The organism is Paraburkholderia sp. PREW-6R (genome assembly GCF_039621805.1).
GTDB lineage: Bacteria > Pseudomonadota > Gammaproteobacteria > Burkholderiales > Burkholderiaceae > Paraburkholderia.
Genome location: NZ_CP155073.1, coordinates 2155190 through 2174636, shown reverse-complemented (window position 1 = coordinate 2174636; position 19447 = coordinate 2155190). Strand labels below are relative to the sequence as shown.

19 protein-coding genes and 1 riboswitch are annotated in these 19447 nt (G+C 63.4%); of the genes, 7 read left to right on the top strand and 12 right to left on the bottom strand.

Translation table 11 applies throughout. The features are described from left to right. Positions 1-69 precede the first annotated feature (69 nt). The 3 genes from AAGS40_RS09365 to AAGS40_RS09355 form a co-directional block, all read right to left on the bottom strand. Positions 70-282: a glycine zipper 2TM domain-containing protein gene (locus tag AAGS40_RS09365; protein WP_345810999.1), complete on the bottom strand. Its 213-nt coding sequence runs from the start codon at positions 280-282 to the stop codon at positions 70-72. 274 nt (positions 283-556) lie between these two features. After that, entirely contained in the window at positions 557-2488 is a 1932-nt protein-coding gene (gene thiC, locus AAGS40_RS09360) for a phosphomethylpyrimidine synthase ThiC (RefSeq protein ID WP_345810998.1), read from the bottom strand. Between the two features lie 98 nt (positions 2489-2586). Then, positions 2587-2706, bottom strand: a riboswitch (TPP riboswitch). 143 nt (positions 2707-2849) lie between these two features. Beyond that, positions 2850-3260: a GreA/GreB family elongation factor gene (locus tag AAGS40_RS09355; RefSeq protein WP_345810997.1), complete on the bottom strand. Its 411-nt coding sequence runs from the start codon at positions 3258-3260 to the stop codon at positions 2850-2852. 716 nt (positions 3261-3976) lie between these two features. Here AAGS40_RS09355 and AAGS40_RS09350 point away from each other — a divergent pair. Continuing rightward, positions 3977-4906 carry an EamA family transporter gene (locus AAGS40_RS09350; RefSeq protein WP_345810996.1) on the top strand — a complete coding sequence of 310 codons (930 nt, stop codon included), beginning with the start codon at positions 3977-3979 and terminating at the stop codon, positions 4904-4906. Positions 4907-4925: 19 nt separating this feature from the next. On the opposite strand, the gene AAGS40_RS09345 is transcribed toward AAGS40_RS09350, so the two are convergent. Next, positions 4926-7022: an FAD-dependent oxidoreductase gene (locus tag AAGS40_RS09345; RefSeq protein ID WP_345810995.1), complete on the bottom strand. Its 2097-nt coding sequence runs from the start codon at positions 7020-7022 to the stop codon at positions 4926-4928. 359 nt (positions 7023-7381) lie between these two features. Here AAGS40_RS09345 and AAGS40_RS09340 point away from each other — a divergent pair, with 359 nt between their 5' ends. Further along, positions 7382-8176: a DUF4397 domain-containing protein gene (locus AAGS40_RS09340; RefSeq protein WP_345810994.1), complete on the top strand. Its 795-nt coding sequence runs from the start codon at positions 7382-7384 to the stop codon at positions 8174-8176. Between the two features lie 386 nt (positions 8177-8562). Here the strand turns inward: AAGS40_RS09340 and AAGS40_RS09335 are convergent, their stop codons facing one another. Continuing rightward, positions 8563-8697 (bottom strand): entericidin A/B family lipoprotein, encoded by a 135-nt coding sequence (locus AAGS40_RS09335; protein WP_345810993.1) that lies wholly within the window; start codon positions 8695-8697, stop codon positions 8563-8565. Between the two features lie 233 nt (positions 8698-8930). Then, positions 8931-10382 carry a sensor histidine kinase gene (locus AAGS40_RS09330; RefSeq protein ID WP_345810992.1) on the bottom strand — a complete coding sequence of 484 codons (1452 nt, stop codon included), beginning with the start codon at positions 10380-10382 and terminating at the stop codon, positions 8931-8933. A gap of 302 nt (positions 10383-10684) precedes the next feature. Here AAGS40_RS09330 and AAGS40_RS09325 point away from each other — a divergent pair, with 302 nt between their 5' ends. The 5 genes from AAGS40_RS09325 to AAGS40_RS09305 all read left to right on the top strand — a co-directional run bounded on the left by AAGS40_RS09325 (position 10685) and on the right by AAGS40_RS09305 (position 13125). Then, complete coding sequence (locus tag AAGS40_RS09325) at positions 10685-10861, top strand: DUF1328 domain-containing protein (protein WP_020065435.1); 177 nt, start codon at positions 10685-10687, stop codon at positions 10859-10861. A gap of 110 nt (positions 10862-10971) precedes the next feature. Then, complete coding sequence (locus AAGS40_RS09320) at positions 10972-11133, top strand: DUF1328 family protein (protein ID WP_006052455.1); 162 nt, start codon at positions 10972-10974, stop codon at positions 11131-11133. Between the two features lie 91 nt (positions 11134-11224). Next, positions 11225-11776, top strand: a complete 552-nt coding sequence (locus tag AAGS40_RS09315) for a ferritin-like domain-containing protein (protein WP_345810991.1) — start codon at positions 11225-11227, stop codon at positions 11774-11776. A gap of 267 nt (positions 11777-12043) precedes the next feature. Further along, the gene (locus AAGS40_RS09310; protein WP_345810990.1) at positions 12044-12676 is read left to right on the top strand and encodes a response regulator transcription factor; all 633 of its coding nucleotides are present in this window, start codon (positions 12044-12046) and stop codon (positions 12674-12676) included. 20 nt (positions 12677-12696) lie between these two features. Beyond that, positions 12697-13125: a response regulator gene (locus AAGS40_RS09305; protein WP_345810989.1), complete on the top strand. Its 429-nt coding sequence runs from the start codon at positions 12697-12699 to the stop codon at positions 13123-13125. Positions 13126-13190: 65 nt separating this feature from the next. On the opposite strand, the gene AAGS40_RS09300 is transcribed toward AAGS40_RS09305, so the two are convergent. The 6 genes from AAGS40_RS09300 to AAGS40_RS09275 all read right to left on the bottom strand — a co-directional run bounded on the left by AAGS40_RS09300 (position 13191) and on the right by AAGS40_RS09275 (position 19314). Then, positions 13191-14390: an MFS transporter gene (locus AAGS40_RS09300; RefSeq protein ID WP_345810988.1), complete on the bottom strand. Its 1200-nt coding sequence runs from the start codon at positions 14388-14390 to the stop codon at positions 13191-13193. 102 nt (positions 14391-14492) lie between these two features. Further along, a complete protein-coding gene (locus tag AAGS40_RS09295; RefSeq protein WP_345810987.1) occupies positions 14493-15320 on the bottom strand; it encodes a phosphodiesterase in 828 nt (275 codons plus the stop codon). Positions 15321-15372: 52 nt separating this feature from the next. Continuing rightward, the gene (locus AAGS40_RS09290) at positions 15373-16443 is read right to left on the bottom strand and encodes an ABC transporter ATP-binding protein (protein WP_345810986.1); all 1071 of its coding nucleotides are present in this window, start codon (positions 16441-16443) and stop codon (positions 15373-15375) included. Next, on the bottom strand, positions 16440-17375 hold the full coding sequence (locus AAGS40_RS09285) for an ABC transporter permease (RefSeq protein WP_345810985.1): 936 nt from the start codon (positions 17373-17375) through the stop codon (positions 16440-16442). Before AAGS40_RS09285 ends, AAGS40_RS09290 begins: the two co-directional genes overlap by 4 nt. 44 nt (positions 17376-17419) lie before the next feature. Then, positions 17420-18244 (bottom strand): ABC transporter permease, encoded by an 825-nt coding sequence (locus AAGS40_RS09280; protein WP_345810984.1) that lies wholly within the window; start codon positions 18242-18244, stop codon positions 17420-17422. Then, complete coding sequence (locus AAGS40_RS09275) at positions 18241-19314, bottom strand: ABC transporter substrate-binding protein (RefSeq protein ID WP_345814340.1); 1074 nt, start codon at positions 19312-19314, stop codon at positions 18241-18243. Before AAGS40_RS09275 ends, AAGS40_RS09280 begins: the two co-directional genes overlap by 4 nt. Between the last annotated feature and the right edge of the window lie 133 nt (positions 19315-19447).

Below are 19447 nucleotides of genomic sequence, written 5' to 3'. Positions count from 1 at the left end.
ATTTCACGTCATTGCAAAGCCATTTCCAAGTGGAAGTCACCGCGCCGGAAACCAGTTCGATGTGCCGCTTTACTTGCCGACCTGGTTGCCGATGATGCCGCCCGCCGCCGCACCGCCCACTGTCGATAAAGCGTTGCCGCCAAGCGCTGCGCCGGCAGCACCGCCCAAGCCCGCGCCGATTGCCGTGTCGCGTCCTTGCCGGCTCATGCCGTCGCACGCGGAGAGGCTCGCGACCGCTGCCACGATAGCTGCCAGTGCGCCGATTTGACGAATCGTTTTCATGATGCTGACTCCAGTAGTGTGTGTTTGAAGTAGTGGATGTACCGGACAGATCGCCCCGTCGTTTCATTTGATGTTAGCGCCGTCGCCTGTATCCGGATGTGTTCGCCTGTCAGCGAAGTGACGGTTTCGTAATCAAATGTTTCCACGCAGGAGCACGCCGCGTGCCCGGTGAGCACGAACGCAAAGGCCCGCCAGTGGCGGGCCTCGTGCTGCGATGCAAGGTTATGGCGGACAGGTTGGCGTAAAAACGACGCTGCCGTTTGCGATCCTTCCCTTACTGGCGCTGGTAGATTTCGGCGCCTTTTCTCATGAACTCGATCGACTTGACTTCCATGCCTTTTTTCAGCGCTTCGTCATCGGTGACACCCTGCTGAGCCGCAAATTCGCGCACGTCCTGGGTGATTTTCATCGAGCAGAAGTGCGGGCCGCACATCGAGCAGAAGTGAGCGACCTTGGCTGAATCCTTCGGCAGGGTTTCGTCGTGGAATTCGCGCGCCTTGTCCGGATCGAGACCGAGATTGAACTGATCTTCCCAGCGGAATTCGAACCGGGCCTTGGAGAGCGCGTTGTCACGCACCTGTGCGCCTGGATGCCCCTTCGCCAGATCGGCCGCGTGCGCGGCGAGCTTGTACGTGATGATGCCGGTCTTCACGTCGTCCTTGTTCGGCAAACCGAGGTGCTCCTTCGGCGTGACGTAGCAGAGCATCGCCGTGCCGAACCAGCCGATCATCGCAGCGCCAATGCCCGACGTGATGTGATCGTAGCCCGGCGCGATGTCCGTGGTCAGCGGACCGAGTGTGTAGAACGGCGCTTCGTCGCACCATTCGAGTTGCAGATCCATGTTCTCCTTGATCAGCTGCATCGGCACATGGCCCGGACCTTCGATCATCGTCTGCACGTCGTGCTTCCACGCAATCTGCGTGAGTTCGCCGAGCGTCTTCAGCTCGCCGAGTTGCGCTTCGTCGTTGGCGTCGTAGATCGAACCAGGGCGCAGACCGTCACCGAGCGAGAACGCCACGTCGTACGCCTTCATGATTTCGCAGATGTCTTCGAAATGCTCGTACAGGAAGCTTTCCTTGTGATGAGCGAGGCACCACTTGGCCATGATCGAGCCGCCGCGCGACACGATGCCGGTCATGCGCTTCGCTGTCAGCGGCACGTATTGCAGACGCACGCCCGCATGGATCGTGAAGTAATCGACGCCCTGTTCGGCCTGTTCGATCAGCGTGTCGCGGAAGATTTCCCACGTGAGGTCTTCCGCTTTGCCGTTGACCTTTTCGAGCGCCTGATAGATCGGCACCGTGCCGATCGGCACCGGCGAATTGCGGATGATCCACTCGCGCGTTTCGTGAATGTGCTTGCCGGTGGAAAGATCCATCACTGTGTCGCCGCCCCAGCGAATCGCCCAGGTCATCTTGTCGACTTCTTCGCCGATCGACGATGTGACTGCCGAATTGCCGATGTTCGCATTCACCTTCACGAGGAAGTTGCGGCCGATGATCATCGGCTCGCTTTCCGGGTGATTGATATTGTTCGGGATGATCGCGCGGCCGCGCGCCACTTCGTCGCGCACGAATTCGGGGGTGATCGCCGTGAGGCCGTTCGGACCGAACGCGCTCGCGCCGAACGCCTGACCGGGATGCTGGCGGCCCATCATCGCCGCCAGCTTTTCGCCGTTCGGACCGCTTGTTTTCAGCGATTCCAGGTATTCGGCGCGGCGCTGGTTCTCGCGAATCGCGATGTATTCCATTTCCGGCGTGATGATGCCTTTTTTCGCGTAGTGCATCTGCGACACGTTCCTGCCCGCGATCGCGCGACGCGGCGTGCGGTGCAGCCCCTGGAAGCGCAGCTCGGCGGTAGCTGCGTCGGCGGCGCGCTCGCGGCCGTACTCGCTCGTGAGGCCGGTGAGCGCTTCGGTGTCGTCGCGCTCTTCGATCCAGGCTTGGCGCAGGGCCGGCAAACCGGCGCGAATGTCGATCTTCGCTTCGGGATCGGAGTAGGGGCCCGACGTGTCGTACACGTAGACCGGCGGATTTTTTTCACCGCCGAAGCTGTCCGGCGTGTCGGATTGCGTGATCTCGCGCATCGGCACGCGGATGTCGGGACGCGAACCGGTCACGTAGACCTTGCGCGAGTTCGGCAGCGGCGCGACAGCGGCTTCGTCGACGTGAGCGTCGGCAGAAAGGAATTTCGGATTGGCGTTCATCGTGTCTATCTCCATGCAAAGCTTGTGTGGGGCCGCTAAGCAGGAGACGAAACGGAAGGAGTCGGAATTCGCGAGAGAGATGACGCAATGGAGCTGGAGTGCGAATTCCGCACGCTTCCCTGCGCTGGCATTATCCAGATCAGGTTCAAAGGGTATTTCTCACCCGCGCGGCACGGACCTCCCAGCCTCCGTGCGACGCAGGACCCCCGCGTTAGCAGCGCACACGATACACCGGGCGCCCTGCGCTTGGCAACCTGTCTTAAAAGTCGGATGACGGACATAACGGCTGCTCGCCCAAGCTCGTCCCGCGAGCGTCACCGGAAGCGCCGTGTCGAGCGAAAGTGTGGCCGAGGTGCCGTGCTTACAACGTGAAATCGTCGGCGGCTTCGGGCTGGAAAAGGATCTTGTCGAGCTTCAGCACTTTCTGCGTGCCGCTCGGCGGCGTGAAGCGGATGCGCTCGCCGCGCTTCGCGCCGAGCAACGCGAGACCGACCGGCGAGAACACGTTCAGACGACCGTGCGTGAAGTCCGCGTCCGGCGGATAGACGACGGTCCACGTCATTTCTTCACCGCTCGTTTCGTCGACCAGCATGGCTTGCGAATTCATCGTAACGACGTTCGCAGGAATCTCGCGCGCATCGACGATCACCGCGCGTTCAAGCACTTCGTCGAGCATGTCCTGCAGGCGCGCGTCGGCGCCGGGCGAGGCGGCGTGCTTCTCCAGACGGGCGACATCGAGTTCGGTGAGATAACAGGTTTTCGTCTTCTTCACGACAGGTACTCCGGTTCGATCTGCTTCAAAGGGGAACAGCGTGCGGATGAGATCGGCCCGGAGCCCGGCAACGCGGCTCCGGCAATGGAGTGAGCTGCGTCAGATCGGGCGCCGGGCGGCGTGAAGCGGAAGCGTTCGAGACGGCTCGGTGTCATGGCGCGCCGCATGATTCGTACGCGCGCAACCGGTTGCGCGACGCGGGCGCAAACAGGTGGTGGCACGAAGTGTCGGAGAGCGCATAGGAGTGGCGGGAACAGGTTGAGACGTGAAGGCGGTGGCGACGTGCGCGAAACGCAGCAACTGGAAATGGCGCTGTCGGCGATACGGGTCAAACAGAAAGCTCAATGTTAGCACGCGCTCATCGGGCGCATTTTCATCACGCGGAGTTTCATCCGCCCCTTGCTCGAGACGTGTTGCAGAGCGCGCCAAAGAGTTACGAATCTTTCAACCGGCGCGGTGGGCGCTTACTGCATAATGCGATGCGCGCCAGGCGTCCGGCGCGTGCCAGCCGTGGACCATCGCCGTCGCTTGTCGTCGCTTGCCGTCGCTTGCCGTCGATGGCCACGGCCTTTCCGGCTACCCATTGTCTTTCCGCTCCACCAACATGTCCGCCAGCCTCGCCCGTCAGACCGCATCGCCGTTGCGGCGTCCGCCCTTCCGCCAACGGGTGATCAGCGGCGGCGCACGGCCTCGAGTGGCAGGGACGGGCTGACCGCATGTCGCTGCCACTTCAGGACCGCATTCCGCGTCAATTCCCGATCCGGTTGCCCCGGTCGCGCAATGGTCAGATCGCGCTTTCGCTCGCCGTCGTGTATCTCGTATGGGGCTCGACTTACCTCGCTGTTCATGTCGCGCTCGGCTCATTCCCGCCACTGTTGCTTTCCGGGCTGCGCAACCTCTTTGCCGGCGTTGGGCTGTTCATTTTCGCGGCGCGCCGTAATCCCGCCTGGCCGAGCGCCAGCGAAATCCGCAATGCTGGACTGGTCGGCACCATGCTGGTCGGGTTGTCGAGCGGCATGCTGGCTTACGGCATGCGCACGGTCGGCACGGGCACGGCGGCCGTGATGGTCGCCACCGTGCCGCTTTTTGCGACCGTGATCGCGGCGGTGGCCGGGCGCAAGATCGGGCGAGGCGAGTGGTTCGCCGTCGGGCTCGGGCTCGTCGGCATCGCCATTCTCAGTCACGGCGGCAGTGGGTCGGGTTCGGCGGGCGGCAGTCTCGCCATTCTGTGCGGCGCGCTCTTCTGGGCCGGCGGCGCGCATCTGGCCGGGCGTCTCAGGCTGCCGTCGGACCTGTTTTTGTCGACGTCGCTGCAGATCGGCCTGGGCGGCGCCATGTCGACGATGGTCGCGCGGGTGTCAGGCGAACGCATGCTGGACCTGCATGTGCTGCCGGTGCTCGCGTTCGTTTATCTGATGCTGATCGGCACGATGGCCGCGTACGTCGCGTACGGATTCCTGATCCGCCATACGAGCCCGATCATTGCGAGCAGCTGCATGTACGTGAATCCCGTCGTGGCCGTCGCGCTGGGTGCGCTGCTGCTAGGCGAGCCGGTCACACGCTCGACGGTCATCGCCACCGTGGTGATTCTGTCGAGCGTCGGGCTGTCTTTCTGGTTCGACTACCGGAAGAAGATGGTTGCGTAAGCGCGCTGCGCAGCGGGTTCTAAAGCGCGGCGGCGACCTCCGCGCCTTCGCGGATCGCGCGTTTCGCATCCAGTTCGGTGGCGATCCTCGCGCCGCCAATCACGTGATAGCGCGGCGCGGCCGCCGCGCCCGACACGTTACCGCCGTTCACCCCTTTGCTTCCCGCCGGCGTTTCTTCCGCCAGCTTTGCGGCACATTGCGGCGGCAGCAGATCGCGCAGCGATTCCTGCCCTGCGCACACCACGATCGTGTCCACATCCAGCCATTGCTCGACGCCGTCGCGTGAAATCCTGAGCCCACGCTCGCTGATTTCCCGATACGACACGCCGCCGAGCATTTTCACGCCGTTCCTCGCGAGTGTCGCGCGATGCACCCAGCCGGAAGTTTTGCCGAGCCCCATGCCGAGCTTGCCGGGCTTGCGCTGCAACAGCCAGATCTCGCGGGCCGGTTGCGTGGCCACGGGCGGCTTGAGGCCGCCGCGCTCCTTGACGTCGATGTCGACGCCCCATTCGTCGAACCACTTGTCGCGTGGCGTGGGAAGCGGCTCGCCCGCGCGGTGCAGCAGATACTCGCTCACGTCGAAGCCAATGCCGCCCGCGCCAATGACGGCGACGCGACGGCCGACCTGCGCGCCGTTGAGCACGTCGACATAAGACAGCACGTTCGGCCCGTCGATGCCGCGAATGGACGGGCGCCGCGGCACGATGCCGGTCGCGACGATCACGTCATCGTAAGCGCCGCCGGCGAGCAACGCCGGATCGACGCGTGTGTTCAGCCGCACGTCCACGCCGTGCCGCTGCAACTGGCTGTGAAAGTAGCGGATCGTTTCGCTGAATTCCTCCTTGCCCGGCACGCGCATCGCCAGATTGAACTGGCCGCCGATGCCAGCATGGGCATCGAACAGCGTCACGCGATGTCCGCGCGCGGCCGCCACCGTCGCCGCCGACAAACCCGCCGGTCCCGCGCCGACCACGGCCACCGAGCGCGCCGTTTGCGGCGCCGCGACGGGCCGGTAGATCAGCTCGGTCTCGCGTCCCGCGCGAGGATTGACGAGGCAGCTCGCGCGCTGATTGCTGAAAGTGTGATCGAGACAGGCCTGGTTGCATGCAATGCAGGTGTTGATTTCATGCGCGCGGTCTTCAGCGGCCTTTTGCACGAACTCGGGATCGGCGAGCAGCGGCCGCGCCATCGACACCAGATCGCCGGCTCCCTGCGCGAGCAGTGCTTCGGCCACCTCGGGCGTGTTGATGCGGTTTGACACGATGACCGGTACGCTGACCGCCGCTTTAAGCTTTGCGCTCAATGACGCGAACGCCGCACGCGGCACCGAGGTGACGATGGTGGGCACGCGGGCTTCATGCCAGCCGATCCCGGTGTTGAACATCGTGACACCGGCCTGTTCGAGTGCGCGCGCCACCTGCACGGTTTCGTCCCAGGTGTTGCCGCCTTCCACGAGGTCGATCAGCGAAAGCCGGTAAATCACGATGAAGCGTTCGCCGCACACGGCGCGCACCCGCTCGACGATTTCGCGCGCCAGTCGCATCCGGTTGTCGATACTGCCGCCGTACTGGTCCGTTCGATGATTCGTGCGCGGACACAGGAACTGGTTCAGCAGATACCCCTCGCTGCCCATGATCTCGATGCCGTCATAGCCGGCGCGCTGTGCGAGCCGCGCGCAGCGCCCGTAGTCGCGTACCGTTTTCGCGATGCCGCCGATGCTCAGCGCGCGCGGCTTGAACCTGGAAATCGGCGATCGGATGGCGGACGCCGAAACCACCAGCGGCTGATAGCCATAGCGTCCGGCATGCAGGATCTGCAGCGCGATCTTGCCGCCCTCGGCATGCACCGCCTGCGTCACCAGGCGATGGTTGCGCAGGTCGAACACGCTGTTGAGCGTGCCCCCGAACGGCAGCAGCCAGCCTTCGCGGTTAGGTGAAATCCCGCCGGTGACGATCAGTCCGACACCGCCTCTCGCGCGCTCGCGGAAGTAGGCAGCCAGCGCCGGGTAGTGCCAGAAACGGTCTTCCATGCCGGTGTGCATCGAACCCATCACCACACGGTTGCGCAACCGGGTAAAGCCGAGGTCGAGTTCAGCGAGTAAGCGTGGGTAAGGCATGCGAGGGACCGTGTAAGGATTGGATGCGCACGAACGATACACCGGTCGCCGTACCAGGCCGCCGAGGAAAAATTCTAAACACTACAAACCATTGCTGCGTAAGACATTTTTCTGTCCTGTCACGCCAATGTGTCGCCGCGGCACGCCCATTGCTCTGAGGGAGCGTCCATCGACACGGACCGCGCCACACTCGAACAACAGGCGCGAGATGCGGCAGGGAAAGAGGGGGAGCTGCTTCGGAGAGCCCGCTGGAACCGTTCTAACGATCAATGAAGAAGGATCCAGACGGCCGGATGTCCGAAGCGGCATGCCCGCATATCAATGGGTGCAAAACTCGAATATCGATAAAGGTGAACACAATGAAAATGATCCGAACCATGGCGGCCGTGATTGCCGTTGCTTCCGTCCTGAGCGCATGCGGCGGCGGCGGGGATGACGTGGGCAAGGAACTGGGGCTGACGAATCCGGAGATCCACTTCGTCCACGCGATTCCGAGCGGTCCGGCCGTGGACTTTCTCGTGAACGGCACGGCGCCTTCGGGGCAGACGAACATCGGCTACAAGGGCGTCACGAATTTCACCAATATCAATTCGGGTTCGACGACGGTCGCTTACTCGGCAACGGGGACGACCACGGCGCTCGCGAGCGGCAATTTCCCGGATGTCGCCAAGGGTCATGAATACACGGTGCTCGCCTTGCCGGGTCTGACCGCGCCGGACATCGGCCTGATCGACGATCCGTTCGACAAGGGCCTGCTCTCCAATAGCGCGCGCGTGCGGGGCTTCAATGCATCGGCGAACGCCAACAACCTCGACCTGTATCTCGTCCAGGCCACCAACACCAACATCTCGAGCGTCAATCCGACCATGTCGAGCGTTGCGTTCAAGAACGCCGTGCCGGCAAGCGGTCAGGACTCGATCTACGTGTCGGGCGGCCAGTACGTGCTGATCGCGACGGCAGCCGGCAGCAAGACGCCGATCTTCCAGTCGCAGTCGTTCACACTGTCGAACAATGCTGACTGGCTGATCACGTCGGTGCCGATCGGCGGCGCGCTGAGCCAGCTGCTGCCGGGTCAGATTCACCTGCTGATCGCGCAGAACGGCAACACGAGCCAGCCGAGCGTCGAACTGGCGAACACGCTGACTGGCCAGTAAAAGCGGCAACCCATTGGCGCAGATGCGGCCGTCGCGCCGCATCCAGCGCATCGACCAGAAAAAAGACGGCAGGCAACCGGCGAGAAGCCGATAAAAAACGCAATAAGCGACAAGTCCTGGGGAGGACGGAGCGGCGATTCACGCGAGTGGGTCGCCGTTTTGTTTTGACGCGTAGTGGTGGCTGCGCGCATGCACGGCTGCACCCTTATCCGCACCGGCACGCGCTAGTGCCTGCCCGGCCCTGTACGCGCCGTTCAGGCAATACACGGCGGCCAACTAAAAAAGCCCGTCGCGATCTTCCGCGACGGGCTTCCCGTACTTCTGCTTTGCAACGCCTCAGTCAGCGCCTTGCGCTCACGTACTCCGAGACGCTTACGACGGACACCTTACTTGGCCTGTTCCGCCGTGTTCGAAATGGCGTTGCCGCCCTTCGAAATGTCCTGCCCGGCGCCTGCCACCGTGTTGCAGCCTGCAAGCGCGGCCGTCCCTGCAATGAGAAGCAAAGCGATCAGTCGATTCATGAAAGTTCTCCTTGTCGAGATGCATCGGTTGACGTGCCCATGGTGTACGGCACGTGCTAGCTGCGCTAGCTGTCGTCCGACCGGGGCTTACGCCAGTCGATCCGGTCTGATTCCATCGTAAAAAAAGGCCGCGCTCGACGCTGTCAGTTGCGTCGCGATTTTGTTGTAGGCGCCGTCCTGTGTTTGCGTCGGCGCAATCCTACAAGCGCTTCCACCACAGCCCATCAGCGTTGTCAGGCCGGAGTCCGCCACGGCCCGTCGGGCGACACGTCGACGGACGGCGTGGCCGTGCTGACACTTGGCATCCGCACGTGAATATCCGTGCCGTTCGGCACGCCGCGCCGGATGTCGAAGCGCCCGCCGTGGGCCGCGACGCGCTGCCGCATGCCGAGCAGCCCATGCGTGTGCGTGCGCGTCAGATCGGCCGGCATGATGCCCACGCCGTTGTCGGCGATATGCAGCGCCACCTGGCCGTCGCCCACCTGCAATTCGATCGACACCTTCGATGCACGCGCGTACTTCGCCGCATTCGTGAGCGACTCCTGCGCGACGCGAAAGAGCGCGATCTCCGTTTGCTCGTCGAGCTGGATATCGTCGGCGGGCAGACGCAGCTCCAGTGCCCAGCTGTTGCGTTGGGCAGCTTCGTCGGCGAGCGTGCGCAACGCGGTAACGAGCCCGAAGTTCGCGAGTACGGTAGGGCGCATGTCCTCGATGATGCGGCGTTTGAGCGCGATGCCCTGGTCGAGGTTGTCGAGCGCGCGGCGCAGCTTGTCCGAAATATCCGGCGCGCTGTCCTTCAGCTTGCGGTTCGCCCATGCCACGTCCATCTTGCTTGCCGTGAGAATCGCGCCGAGTTCGTCGTGCAATTCGCGCGCAAGCTGGGTTTTTTCGTTTTCGCTGACCGCCTGCAAGTGCCAGCCGAGCGCCTCCAGCTGCCGGGTGCGCTCGTTGACGAGCTGATCGAGCTCTTCCTGCTGCGTGATCAGTTGACGCTGCACGCGCGCCTGCCGGTCGATCTGGATGCCGAGATTGCGAAACAGCAGAATGAACAACACGATATTGAGCGCCGACAGGCCGGCTGCGCAAAGTGTCGAAATCCGCTGGTCAGCACGGCTTGCGGCCAGCGCGTGCTGCGCGCGGCGCTCTTCGTTGTCGCGCAGCAAGGTCAGGGTGCTGTCGACGAGCGATGCGTCCGCTGGATTGGCCTGGGTTGCGCTGCCGCAGGCCGCCAGATCGAGCGGATGTGGCGCGGCGCGTTGCAGCGCTGTCGCGCCCGCGCCGATGCGCGCTTCGATCAGCGTCAGGATCTGCGTGAAACTCGTCAACTCGGCGCTGTCCGCCTTGCCGCTGCGGTAAAAGCGGTTCAATTGAGTTTCGCTGTCGCGAATGCGCCCGGCGGTCGCGCAAAACTGATGAGCGGCGGCGTCCTGCTTCGTCAGCAGAAAGTTGCTTTGATGCGCGCTGAGGCTCGACAGCAGGCTCGCCAGCGTGCTCAGTTGAACCGTGACATCGCGCGCTTCGAGCGCGGTCTCGTATTCGGCGGCAATCCGTTCGCGCGCGGTTTCGAGAATCACGAGCCCTCCCACCGTGATGACGATGGCCACCGTCATCGCGATGGCCCAGCTGCGGTTGCGCATCCAGTGGCTCAAACGCAGCGCCGCGCCGGCGGTCGGCAGGGTCGACATGTTCTGCACATTTGACACATTCGGCTCCTCTGATGGGGCACCAGTGTACCGCTCGCGCCCATCGCCACGTCCAGGTGCGGCGCCGTTTCATGAATGCTCGCACAGTCGTTATTGCGGGTTGCGCATCGAGTGCGTCGTCCTTAATCAATGACTCGTCCCGATGCCGTGACGCGCTGTAAAGCGTGCGTAATCGAATGTAAGCGGATTCTCACACGAAAACCGGAGAGCGTCGGAATGCGCGCGACGTCGGCCGTGGATAGCATGAGCCTGACCGTTCACACATTTTTCCGGAGGAAGCCATCATGCTGAAATGGGCGCTGTTTTTCGCCGTCATCGCGGTGATCGCCGGCCTTCTTGGCTTTACCGGCGTGGCTGCCGGCGCGGCCGCCATTGCCAAATTCCTGTTCGTCGTATTCCTGATCCTGTGCGTGGTTTTTCTCGTACTGGGTTTCGTGGTGACGAAGAAAATCGTCGATTAGCACAAGTTGGCAAGTGATGACGTGCTGCACCGTTGCCCATGCGTGGCGCGCGCGTCGTACAAGGGTTTCACTCCGCGTTTTGCAGCCCATACCAACATAGGAGAGTCGCCATGCTTCACTACGCTATCGTGTTCTTCGTGATCGCGATCATCGCAGCGGTGTTCGGTTTTACCGGCATTGCAGCGGGCGCGGCCGAAATTGCGAAGATCCTGTTCTACATTTTCCTCGTTGTATTCGTGGTCACGTTGTTGCTGGGCGTGTTCCGAACGTAGAAGCGAGCGCCATCCCCAAACAGGCGGTGCATCAGGCGCGATTCGTGCGAGATGCGCAGTTCCCCCCAATACCGGATAAAGGAGAGTTTCAATGGCAAACGACGTGAAGTCCAATGATCCGTTCGTGATGGACATCAAGAAGATTCGTGAGGATGCGCGCAAGCATATGTCTGAAGGACCCGTCACGGAGAGCTATGGCGCAGATCGCGAAGTCGTGTTGAAGCTGCTGAACGACTCGCTCGCGACGGAAATCGTCTGCGTATTGCGTTACAAGCGCCATCATTTCATGGCCAAGGGTATCAACTCCGAGGCCGTGGCGGCGGAATTCGCCGAGCACGCGGCGGAAGAGCAGGAGCACGCCGACCGTCTGGCAGAGCGGATCGTGCAGTTGGGCGGCGAACCGGACTTCGCACCGGCTGGCCTGCAGACGCGCTCGCATTCGGAGTACAAGGAAGGCGAGAACCTGACGGACATGATCAAGGAAAACCTGGTTGCCGAACGTATTGCAATCGATACGTACCGTGAAATCGTGCGTTACCTCGGCGATAAAGATGTCACCACGCGTCGACTGTTCGAAGAGATTCTTGCGGTCGAGGAAGAGCACGCGGATGACATGGCGGATCTGCTGGAAGGGCGCGAGTAAAAAGAGGTGGGTTCCGCGCACAGCATCGTGAGGCGTCGGCGGTCACGTTGCGGTGGCGTGCGCCGGTAGCGGTCACGCATCATCGCAATTGCTCGCAAGCGGAAGCCGGAAAGATCAGCAAGTAAGGAGCGGGCGCACGCCAGGCGTGACACCAAGCAGTGCTTTCACGCCGGTGTGCAGCACCCCGCTTACTGTTCGGGCACGATTTCAGGCCGGCATCTTTACAATGGCCGCCTGGAATGACTTCATTGCACGGACAACAAGCCGATGATTCGAGTGTTGATTGCTGACGACCATGCGATCGTCCGAGGCGGTTTCAGGCAGTTCGTCGCCGACGAGCCCGACATGTGCGTGGCCGCGGAAGCGGCGACGGGCGACGAAACCATCAGCCTCGTGCGAGCGCAGGCGTTCGACGTGGTGCTGCTGGATATCGCGATGCCGGACAAGAATGGGATCGACACGTTACGTGTGATCAAGCAGTTGCGCCCGGAGCAGGGCGTGCTGATTCTGTCGGGCTATCCGGAAAGCCAGTACGCGATCAACCTGCTGCGCGCGGGCGCAAATGGTTATCTGAACAAGGATTGCGAGCCCGACGAAATCGTGCGCGCCATCCGCGCGGTGGCGCGAGGGCATCGTTATCTTTCGGAAGCGGTGGCCGATACGCTGGCCGACAACCTCGACAAGCCGGCCGCCGGCCGACCACACGAAGCGCTGTCCGAACGGGAGTTCCAGATTTTCTGCAAGCTCGCGGCCGGGCAGATTCCGACTGAAATCGCTGAGGAATTGCATCTGTCGGTCAAAACGGTGAGCACCTATCGGGCTCGCGTGCTGGAGAAAATGCGATTGGCGAATAACGCCGATCTGACTTATTACGCGATCAAGAATGGTTTGATCGAATAATGAATGGTCGAGACACACCGATGAACAGCGAACCGAATACTGTTGCCGGATCGGGCCGCCACGCACCGTTGCGTGTGTTGCTGATCGAGGATTCGCCGCTCATTCGCAGAAGCCTGGTCGAGGCCATCGACGCGTCCGGTTCCTTGCAGGTCGCCGCCTACGCGGATTCCGCCGAAGAGGCAATCGCGCTGTTGAGCGACGAGGCTTTCGACGCGGTGATCGTCGACCTGCAACTCAAGCAGGGTTCGGGTGTGCCGGTACTCGCGTATTTGCAGCGCGAAGGGCTGATCGACTCGGTGTTTGCCGCGGTGCTGACCAATCATGCGCTGCCGGCTTATCGCGAACGTTGCGAGCAATATGGCGTGCAGCATTTCTACGATAAATCGTTCGAGTTCGATCGTGTGATCGACGCACTTCACGAATACGCTGACTCCCGCCACGGTGCGTGACTAGCGGTGACGCCGGCCTGCGCATCAGCCCGGCACGCGCATCACTTCGAATGCGCACACGCTCGCTACGCCTCGCTGCGCGCCGGAAGCCGCAAATGATTCCATGCGGCGAGTGCTGCGAACAGTACGCCGGCCACGCTTACCCCGCGCCATCCGAAGATCGGCCACACCACGGCGCCGACGCCGGAACCAACCGCACCGCCGATGAAATACGCGACCATATACACCGTGTTCACGCGGCTGCGCGCGTCCGGCTTGAGCGCATAGATGCGGGACTGGTTGGAGATTTGCGCGGCTTGCACGCCGACGTCGAGAATGATGACACCGATCACGAGACCGATGAGGCTCTTCGCCGAGAAGCCGAACATTACGAACGAGATCGCCACCAGCACGATCGACAACGTAATGATCGAGCGGGGTCCGCGCCTGTCGGCGAACTTGCCGGCCAACGGCGCGGCCATTGCGCCCGCCGCGCCGACAATACCGAACAGCCCTGCGGCCTGCGGACCCAGGTGAAACGGCGCGCCCGCCAGCAGCAGCGCGAGCACCGACCAGAAAATGCTGAACGCGGCGAACATTGCCGCGCCTGTGAGCGACGCCTCACGCAATGCCCTGTGCTCGAGCACCAGATGCCACATCGATACCAGCAGCTTGCCGTACGGCAGCGTGGATGTCGGCTGGCTTTTCGGCAGACGCAGGATGATCACGATTGCGAGCACCACGAGCGCGACCACGGACGCCCCGAACACCGCGCGCCACCCGAGATATTCGGCGACGAGGCCCGCAGCGGTCCGCGCGAGCAGAATGCCGAGCAGCAGGCCGCTCATCACCGTGCCCACGGCATGCCCGCGCTCGGAAGGGGGCGCGAGTTCGGCGGCGAACGGCACGGCCTGCTGCGCGATGGTGGCCAGCACGCCGATCGCGAGACTCGCGACGATCAGCACGGCAAGCGTCGGCGCGGTGGCCGCCACGATCAGCGCCGCGCACATGCCGACGATCTGCAGCAGGATCAGCCGGCGCCGGTCGAAGCGGTCGCCCAGCGGCGCCAGCAACAGCATGCCGGCTGCGTAGCCCAGTTGCGTGACAGCGGGTACCGCGCCGACCCATGACTCGCTGGCCGGAAAAGAGAGACGAAAATTGTCGAGTAGCGGCTGGTTGTAATAGATGTTGGCGACGGCCACGCCGGCGATGGTGGCAAGCAGAAGCAACAGGCCGCGCAACGACCGGTCGGTAGAAGCGGGAGTGGAAGCGTCGGAAGTGGACATGAGAAGGCGCAATCGACGGACCGGCCCATGCGCGGTCCTCAAGCGTGCCGATCATACCGGAGCAGGCCGGATCGTGCTGACGGCCGGGATGAACCGCACCGTTCAATCGATCAATTCGCCCTCGGGCTCATAAAACGGATACCGGCCGTCCGCCTTGTCCACATACGCGTGATGCGTGACGATGCCCGTCGCCGGATCATAGCGATGCAGCGCATACGCGGGCGGCTCCATCATGAACGCGGAAGGCGCGTCGTCGCTCAGATCGAGCGCGACCTGATGCGCGGGCGCCGGCACGGCCGAGGCAATCGTGCCGCCAAAGCGTACGAACATTGGCCGGTGCACGTGCCCACAGATCACACGCTCGACATTCGGATAACGCGCGATCAGTGCCGCCATTTTGTCCGCCGCACTCGGGTTCAGGCGCAATTCATCCATATGCCCGATGCCGCACGCGAACGGCGGATGGTGCAGCGCGATCACGGTGGGCTTGCCCTGCGCCGCGTCGAGTTGCGTTGCGAGCCACGCCAGCCGTGCGTCGCACAGATCGCCTGGGCTCTGGCCCGGCACCATCGAGTCGAGCGCGATCACGCGCAGCGGCCCGATATCCACTGCGTACTGCACGAACTCACCGCCGCTTCGCAACTCCGGCCGGTCAGGAAACGCAGCGCGCAGCGCGCCGCGTTCGTCGTGATTGCCGACCAGCAGAAAGTATGGAATCTCGAGCGGCGCGAGCAACGCCTTCAGGTGTTCGTACTGTTGCGGATCGCCCTGGTCGACGAGATCGCCGGTCATGATCACCGCATCCGGGCGCGGCTCCAGCGCATTGAGCGCGCTGATGCAGCGCGCGAGGTAGGCGCCGGTGTCGACGCGGCGATACGCGAGCGCGCCGGGCCGCTTGATATGCAGATCGCTAATTTGAGCCAGCAGCATGGGAATTCCTTATTGTGGCGCGCGGACGCAGTAAAAGCACGTCGCGCGCTTATTACGATAACGCAATCAGCGCGTCCTGCGCGATCGAGATGCCGACCGGCGTGCCGCGCGCCAGTTCGACACGTCCGGCGACGTCGATCAGCAACACGTCCGGCGCCGCGCCGCCGACGGTCAGCCGCGTGCGTTCGCCGAGAAATGCCGTGCTTTCGATCTGGCCGCGCAGGTGCGCGTGCGCGGGGTCGGCGAGATACGCGTCTTCAGGGCGAAAAAACAGTTCGTGGGCAAAGCCCGCTGCATCCGGTGCGCCGCCTGGGCGAAGCGCGCCAGTGGCCGGCAGCGGCACGGCGCCGCCAAGCGTCTTCAACATTCCATCGCGCTCTTCGCCCGCGAGCCGGTTGATCGTGCCGATGAAGTGCGCCACCGTGCGGTTCGCCGGCCGGTAGTAGATCTCGCGTGGTGAGCCGATCTGTTCGATACGCCCCGCGCTCATCACCACGATGCGGTCGCCCAGTTCCATCGCTTCGGCCTGATCGTGCGTCACGTACACGGTCGTGATCCCGAGCTCGCGCAGCAGGGTGTTCATCTCTCCGCGCAGCGTGTCGCGCAAACGTGCGTCGAGCGCGGTCAACGGTTCGTCGAGCAACAGCACGCGCGGCTGCACGGCGAGCGCCCGTGCAAGCGCAACACGTTGACGCTGGCCGCCGGAAAGCTTGTCGATGGACTTATCCGCGTGCGCGGTGAGGCGCATCATCGCGAGCAATTCGTCGACGCGCCGGCGCGCGGTGGCCGCGGCCACGCGTTTGATCTTCAACCCGTAGCCGATGTTGCCGCGCACCGTCAGATTCGGAAACAGCGCATAGCTCTGGAACACCATGCCCACCTGGCGCTTTTCGATGGGCAACGCGGTCACGTCCTCGTTTCCGAACGCGATGCGGCCACCCGCGTCCGGCGATTCGAGACCCGCGATCATGCGCAGCGTCGTGGTCTTGCCGCAGCCGGACGGCCCGAGCAGCACCAGTGTCTCGCCTGCGCCGATGTGCAGATCGAGCGGTTCGAGCACACGCGTGCCGCGATACGTTTTTGCGCAGTGCGTGAGCGTGATCGGAACGGAATCGAGTTTCATGGCGTGGACGTGAACGTGGACTTGGACGTGGATGAGGCCTGAGGCTTCGTGCCTGCGGCGGCAACGCGCTTTTTCGCCGCACTGCGCTGACCGGTCGCGTCGACGCCGAGCCACTGCATCGCGACGAGCAGGGGCATCGTCATGATGAAGAAAAGGATCGTGTACGCACTGCCGATCTCGATGCGCAGCGACGCATACGTATCGGCCAGACCGACGGGCAGCGTCTTCGTGTCGGGCGTGTGCAGCATCCACGTGAGGTTGAATTCGCCGATCGACAGCGTCAGAACGGCGAGAGCACCCGCGACGATACCGGGCCGCGCGTTCGGCAGCACGATTGTCACGAAGCGCTGCACGAAACTCGCGCCAAGACTCGCCGCGCCTTCCTCGAGGGTGCGCAAGTCGCTGCCCGCGCATACGGCGGCCACCGCACGCACCATGAATGGCAGCGTGAACACTACGTGGCCGACCACGATGAAGGCGACGCTCATCCGGAACCACGTGAATCCGCCATACACGACCAGCAACGCCAGCGCGGACGCCAGACCGGGCAACGCAATCGGCAGCACCAGAAACTCTTCGATCAACCGCGAGAGCCGCGTCTGGCTGCGCGCGAGCGCATAGCCCGCCGGTACGCCCGTGAGCAGCGTAATCAGCAGCGTTGCCGCCGCCACTTCGAGCGAGAGGAACACCGACGTGTGATACTGCGTCCACACTTCGCCGAGCCAGCGCAGCGTGAGCCCGCTTGACACGCCCTTGAAGTAGTTGACGGTGACGCCGGCCATGATCGACATCACGACTGGCACGGTGAGGAACGCGCATAGCATCAGCGTGACGAGCCATTGACCGGCCGCGAGCCATGTGCGCAGGTCCGGAAGTCGCGAGGCGGGATAGGGGTTGGCAGGCGTCGCCGCTGAAGCGGGACCGGCGTTCATCGAAGGTCGATCCGGCGGCGCAACGCCGGGGCGCGACAGGCGGCTCATGCGCTTGCCGCCACGGCCGAACCGCTCACGCTGCGCGCCAGCGCCAACACCGCCCACGTGACGAGGCCGAGCACGATCGACAAGCCCGCGGCCGTCACCATGTTAGCGTTCAATGTGAACTCGGTGTAGATGGTCATCGGCAAAACGTCGATGTCGGTGGCGAGCGTGAATGCGGTGCCGAATGCGCCCATTGCGGTCGCGAAACACACCGCGCCCGCGGCGACCAGACCCGGCGACAGCGCAGGCAGCACGATGTCGCGCATGATGCGCCACGGCGACGCGCCAAGCGATCGCGCGGCTTCTTCGAGCGATGCATCGAGCTTCGTCGCGCAAGCCATCACGGTGACGATCACCCGCGGAATCGAAAAGTACAGGTAGCCGAGAAAGAGGCCGCTCATCGAATAGGCGAACACCCAGCGCTCGCCGGTGAGCCTGAGCGACAGCGCGCCGATCAGTCCCTGGCGCCCGCCAAGCATGATGACCATGAAGCCGACCACCACGCCTGGAAATGCAAGCGGAAACGTGAGCAGCGCGAGCAGCGTGCGCTTGAATGGAAACTCGCGGCGTGCGAGCAGCAGACCCGAGATCACCGACAGCACCAGCGTGGCCGCCGTGACCGCCGCCGAAAGCAGCACGGTCGCGCCGAGGCTCGACATGTAGCGCGGATTGGTCAGCATCGCGCGATACGTGGCGAACGCGTGGCCGTCGCCGCTCAATTGCGCGAGCGCGCCCATCGGCAGGAGCCAGAATGCGATGAATACCGCGAGCGCCGGTGCAATCAGCGCGACGCGCCAGCGCAGCGGAAACGTGATGTCGTTCAATGCATCACCTGCAGATAACGCTCGCCAAAGCTCGACTGCTTCTCCGCCATCTTGCCGAAATCGACCGGTCTGGCGCGTGCGTAGTCGCTTGCGGGCAGGAATCTGGCGGCGGTGTCCGGGCTCATCGCGCTCGCGCGCACCGGGCGCAGGTACGCTTCGGCCCACAGTCTCTGGCCTTCGTCGGACAAGACGAAATCGAGCACCTTCTTGCCGTTCGCTTCGTGCGGCGCGCCTTTCACGAGACTCATCACATACGGCACCGAGATCGTGCCTTCTTTCGGGATCACGAATTCGACGTTCGCGTGATCCTTGTACTTCGCCCGATAGGCGTCGAAGTCGTAGTCGAGCAGGATCGGGATTTCACCGGACATCACGCGGGCATAGGCGGTCTGTTTCGGTACGATGGGTGCGTTCGCCTTCAGCTTGCGGAACCAGTCGAGGCCCGGTTCGAAGTTGTCGAGCGTGCCGCCCAGCGCCTGATTGACGGCCACCGCGCCCGCATATCCGACGAATGCGCTCGACGGGTCGAGGTAGCCGATCATGCCCTTGTACTCGGGTTTGAGCAGGTCGGCCCATGAGCGCGGCACCGGCTTGCCCTCGAGCGCGTCCTTGTTCACGAAAAAGCCCAGCGTGCCCGAGTGGATCGAAAACCAGTAGCCCTGCGGGTCTTTCATATTGGCGGGGATGTCGTCCCAATGCGCGGGCTTGTATGGCTGGATCACGCCCTTGTCCTTCGCCTGGAAGGCGGACGACACGCCGAGATACACGACGTCCGCGACCGGGCTCTTCTGCTCGGCCATCAGCTGCGCGATGGCCTGGCCCGAGTTCTTGTTGTCGAACGGAACGCGAATGCCGGTTTTCTGCTGGATTGCCTTGATCTGGCTCGCCCAGTCGGCCCATTCGGGCGGGCAGTTGTAGCAGATCGCGGTTTCGTCGGCGCGGGCGGTGTGCGGCACGAAAGTCGCGAACGCGGCGAACGTTGCGCTCGCAAGCAGGCCGGCGGACAGCGCCGCCGCCGTTGAGCGCACGACACGCCGCCATAGCGGTCTGATCTGCGGGGAAAATGGCATGGATAAGCGGATCACGGCGGGTCTCCTCGTGAAGAAGCGAGCGGGTGGTTCGGGTCTGGTGGGTCGTGCGCGGTTTCAGCAACGTTGCGCACAACGTGTTCGTACGTCTGCTGCAAAGGCGCGCCGTTGGCGG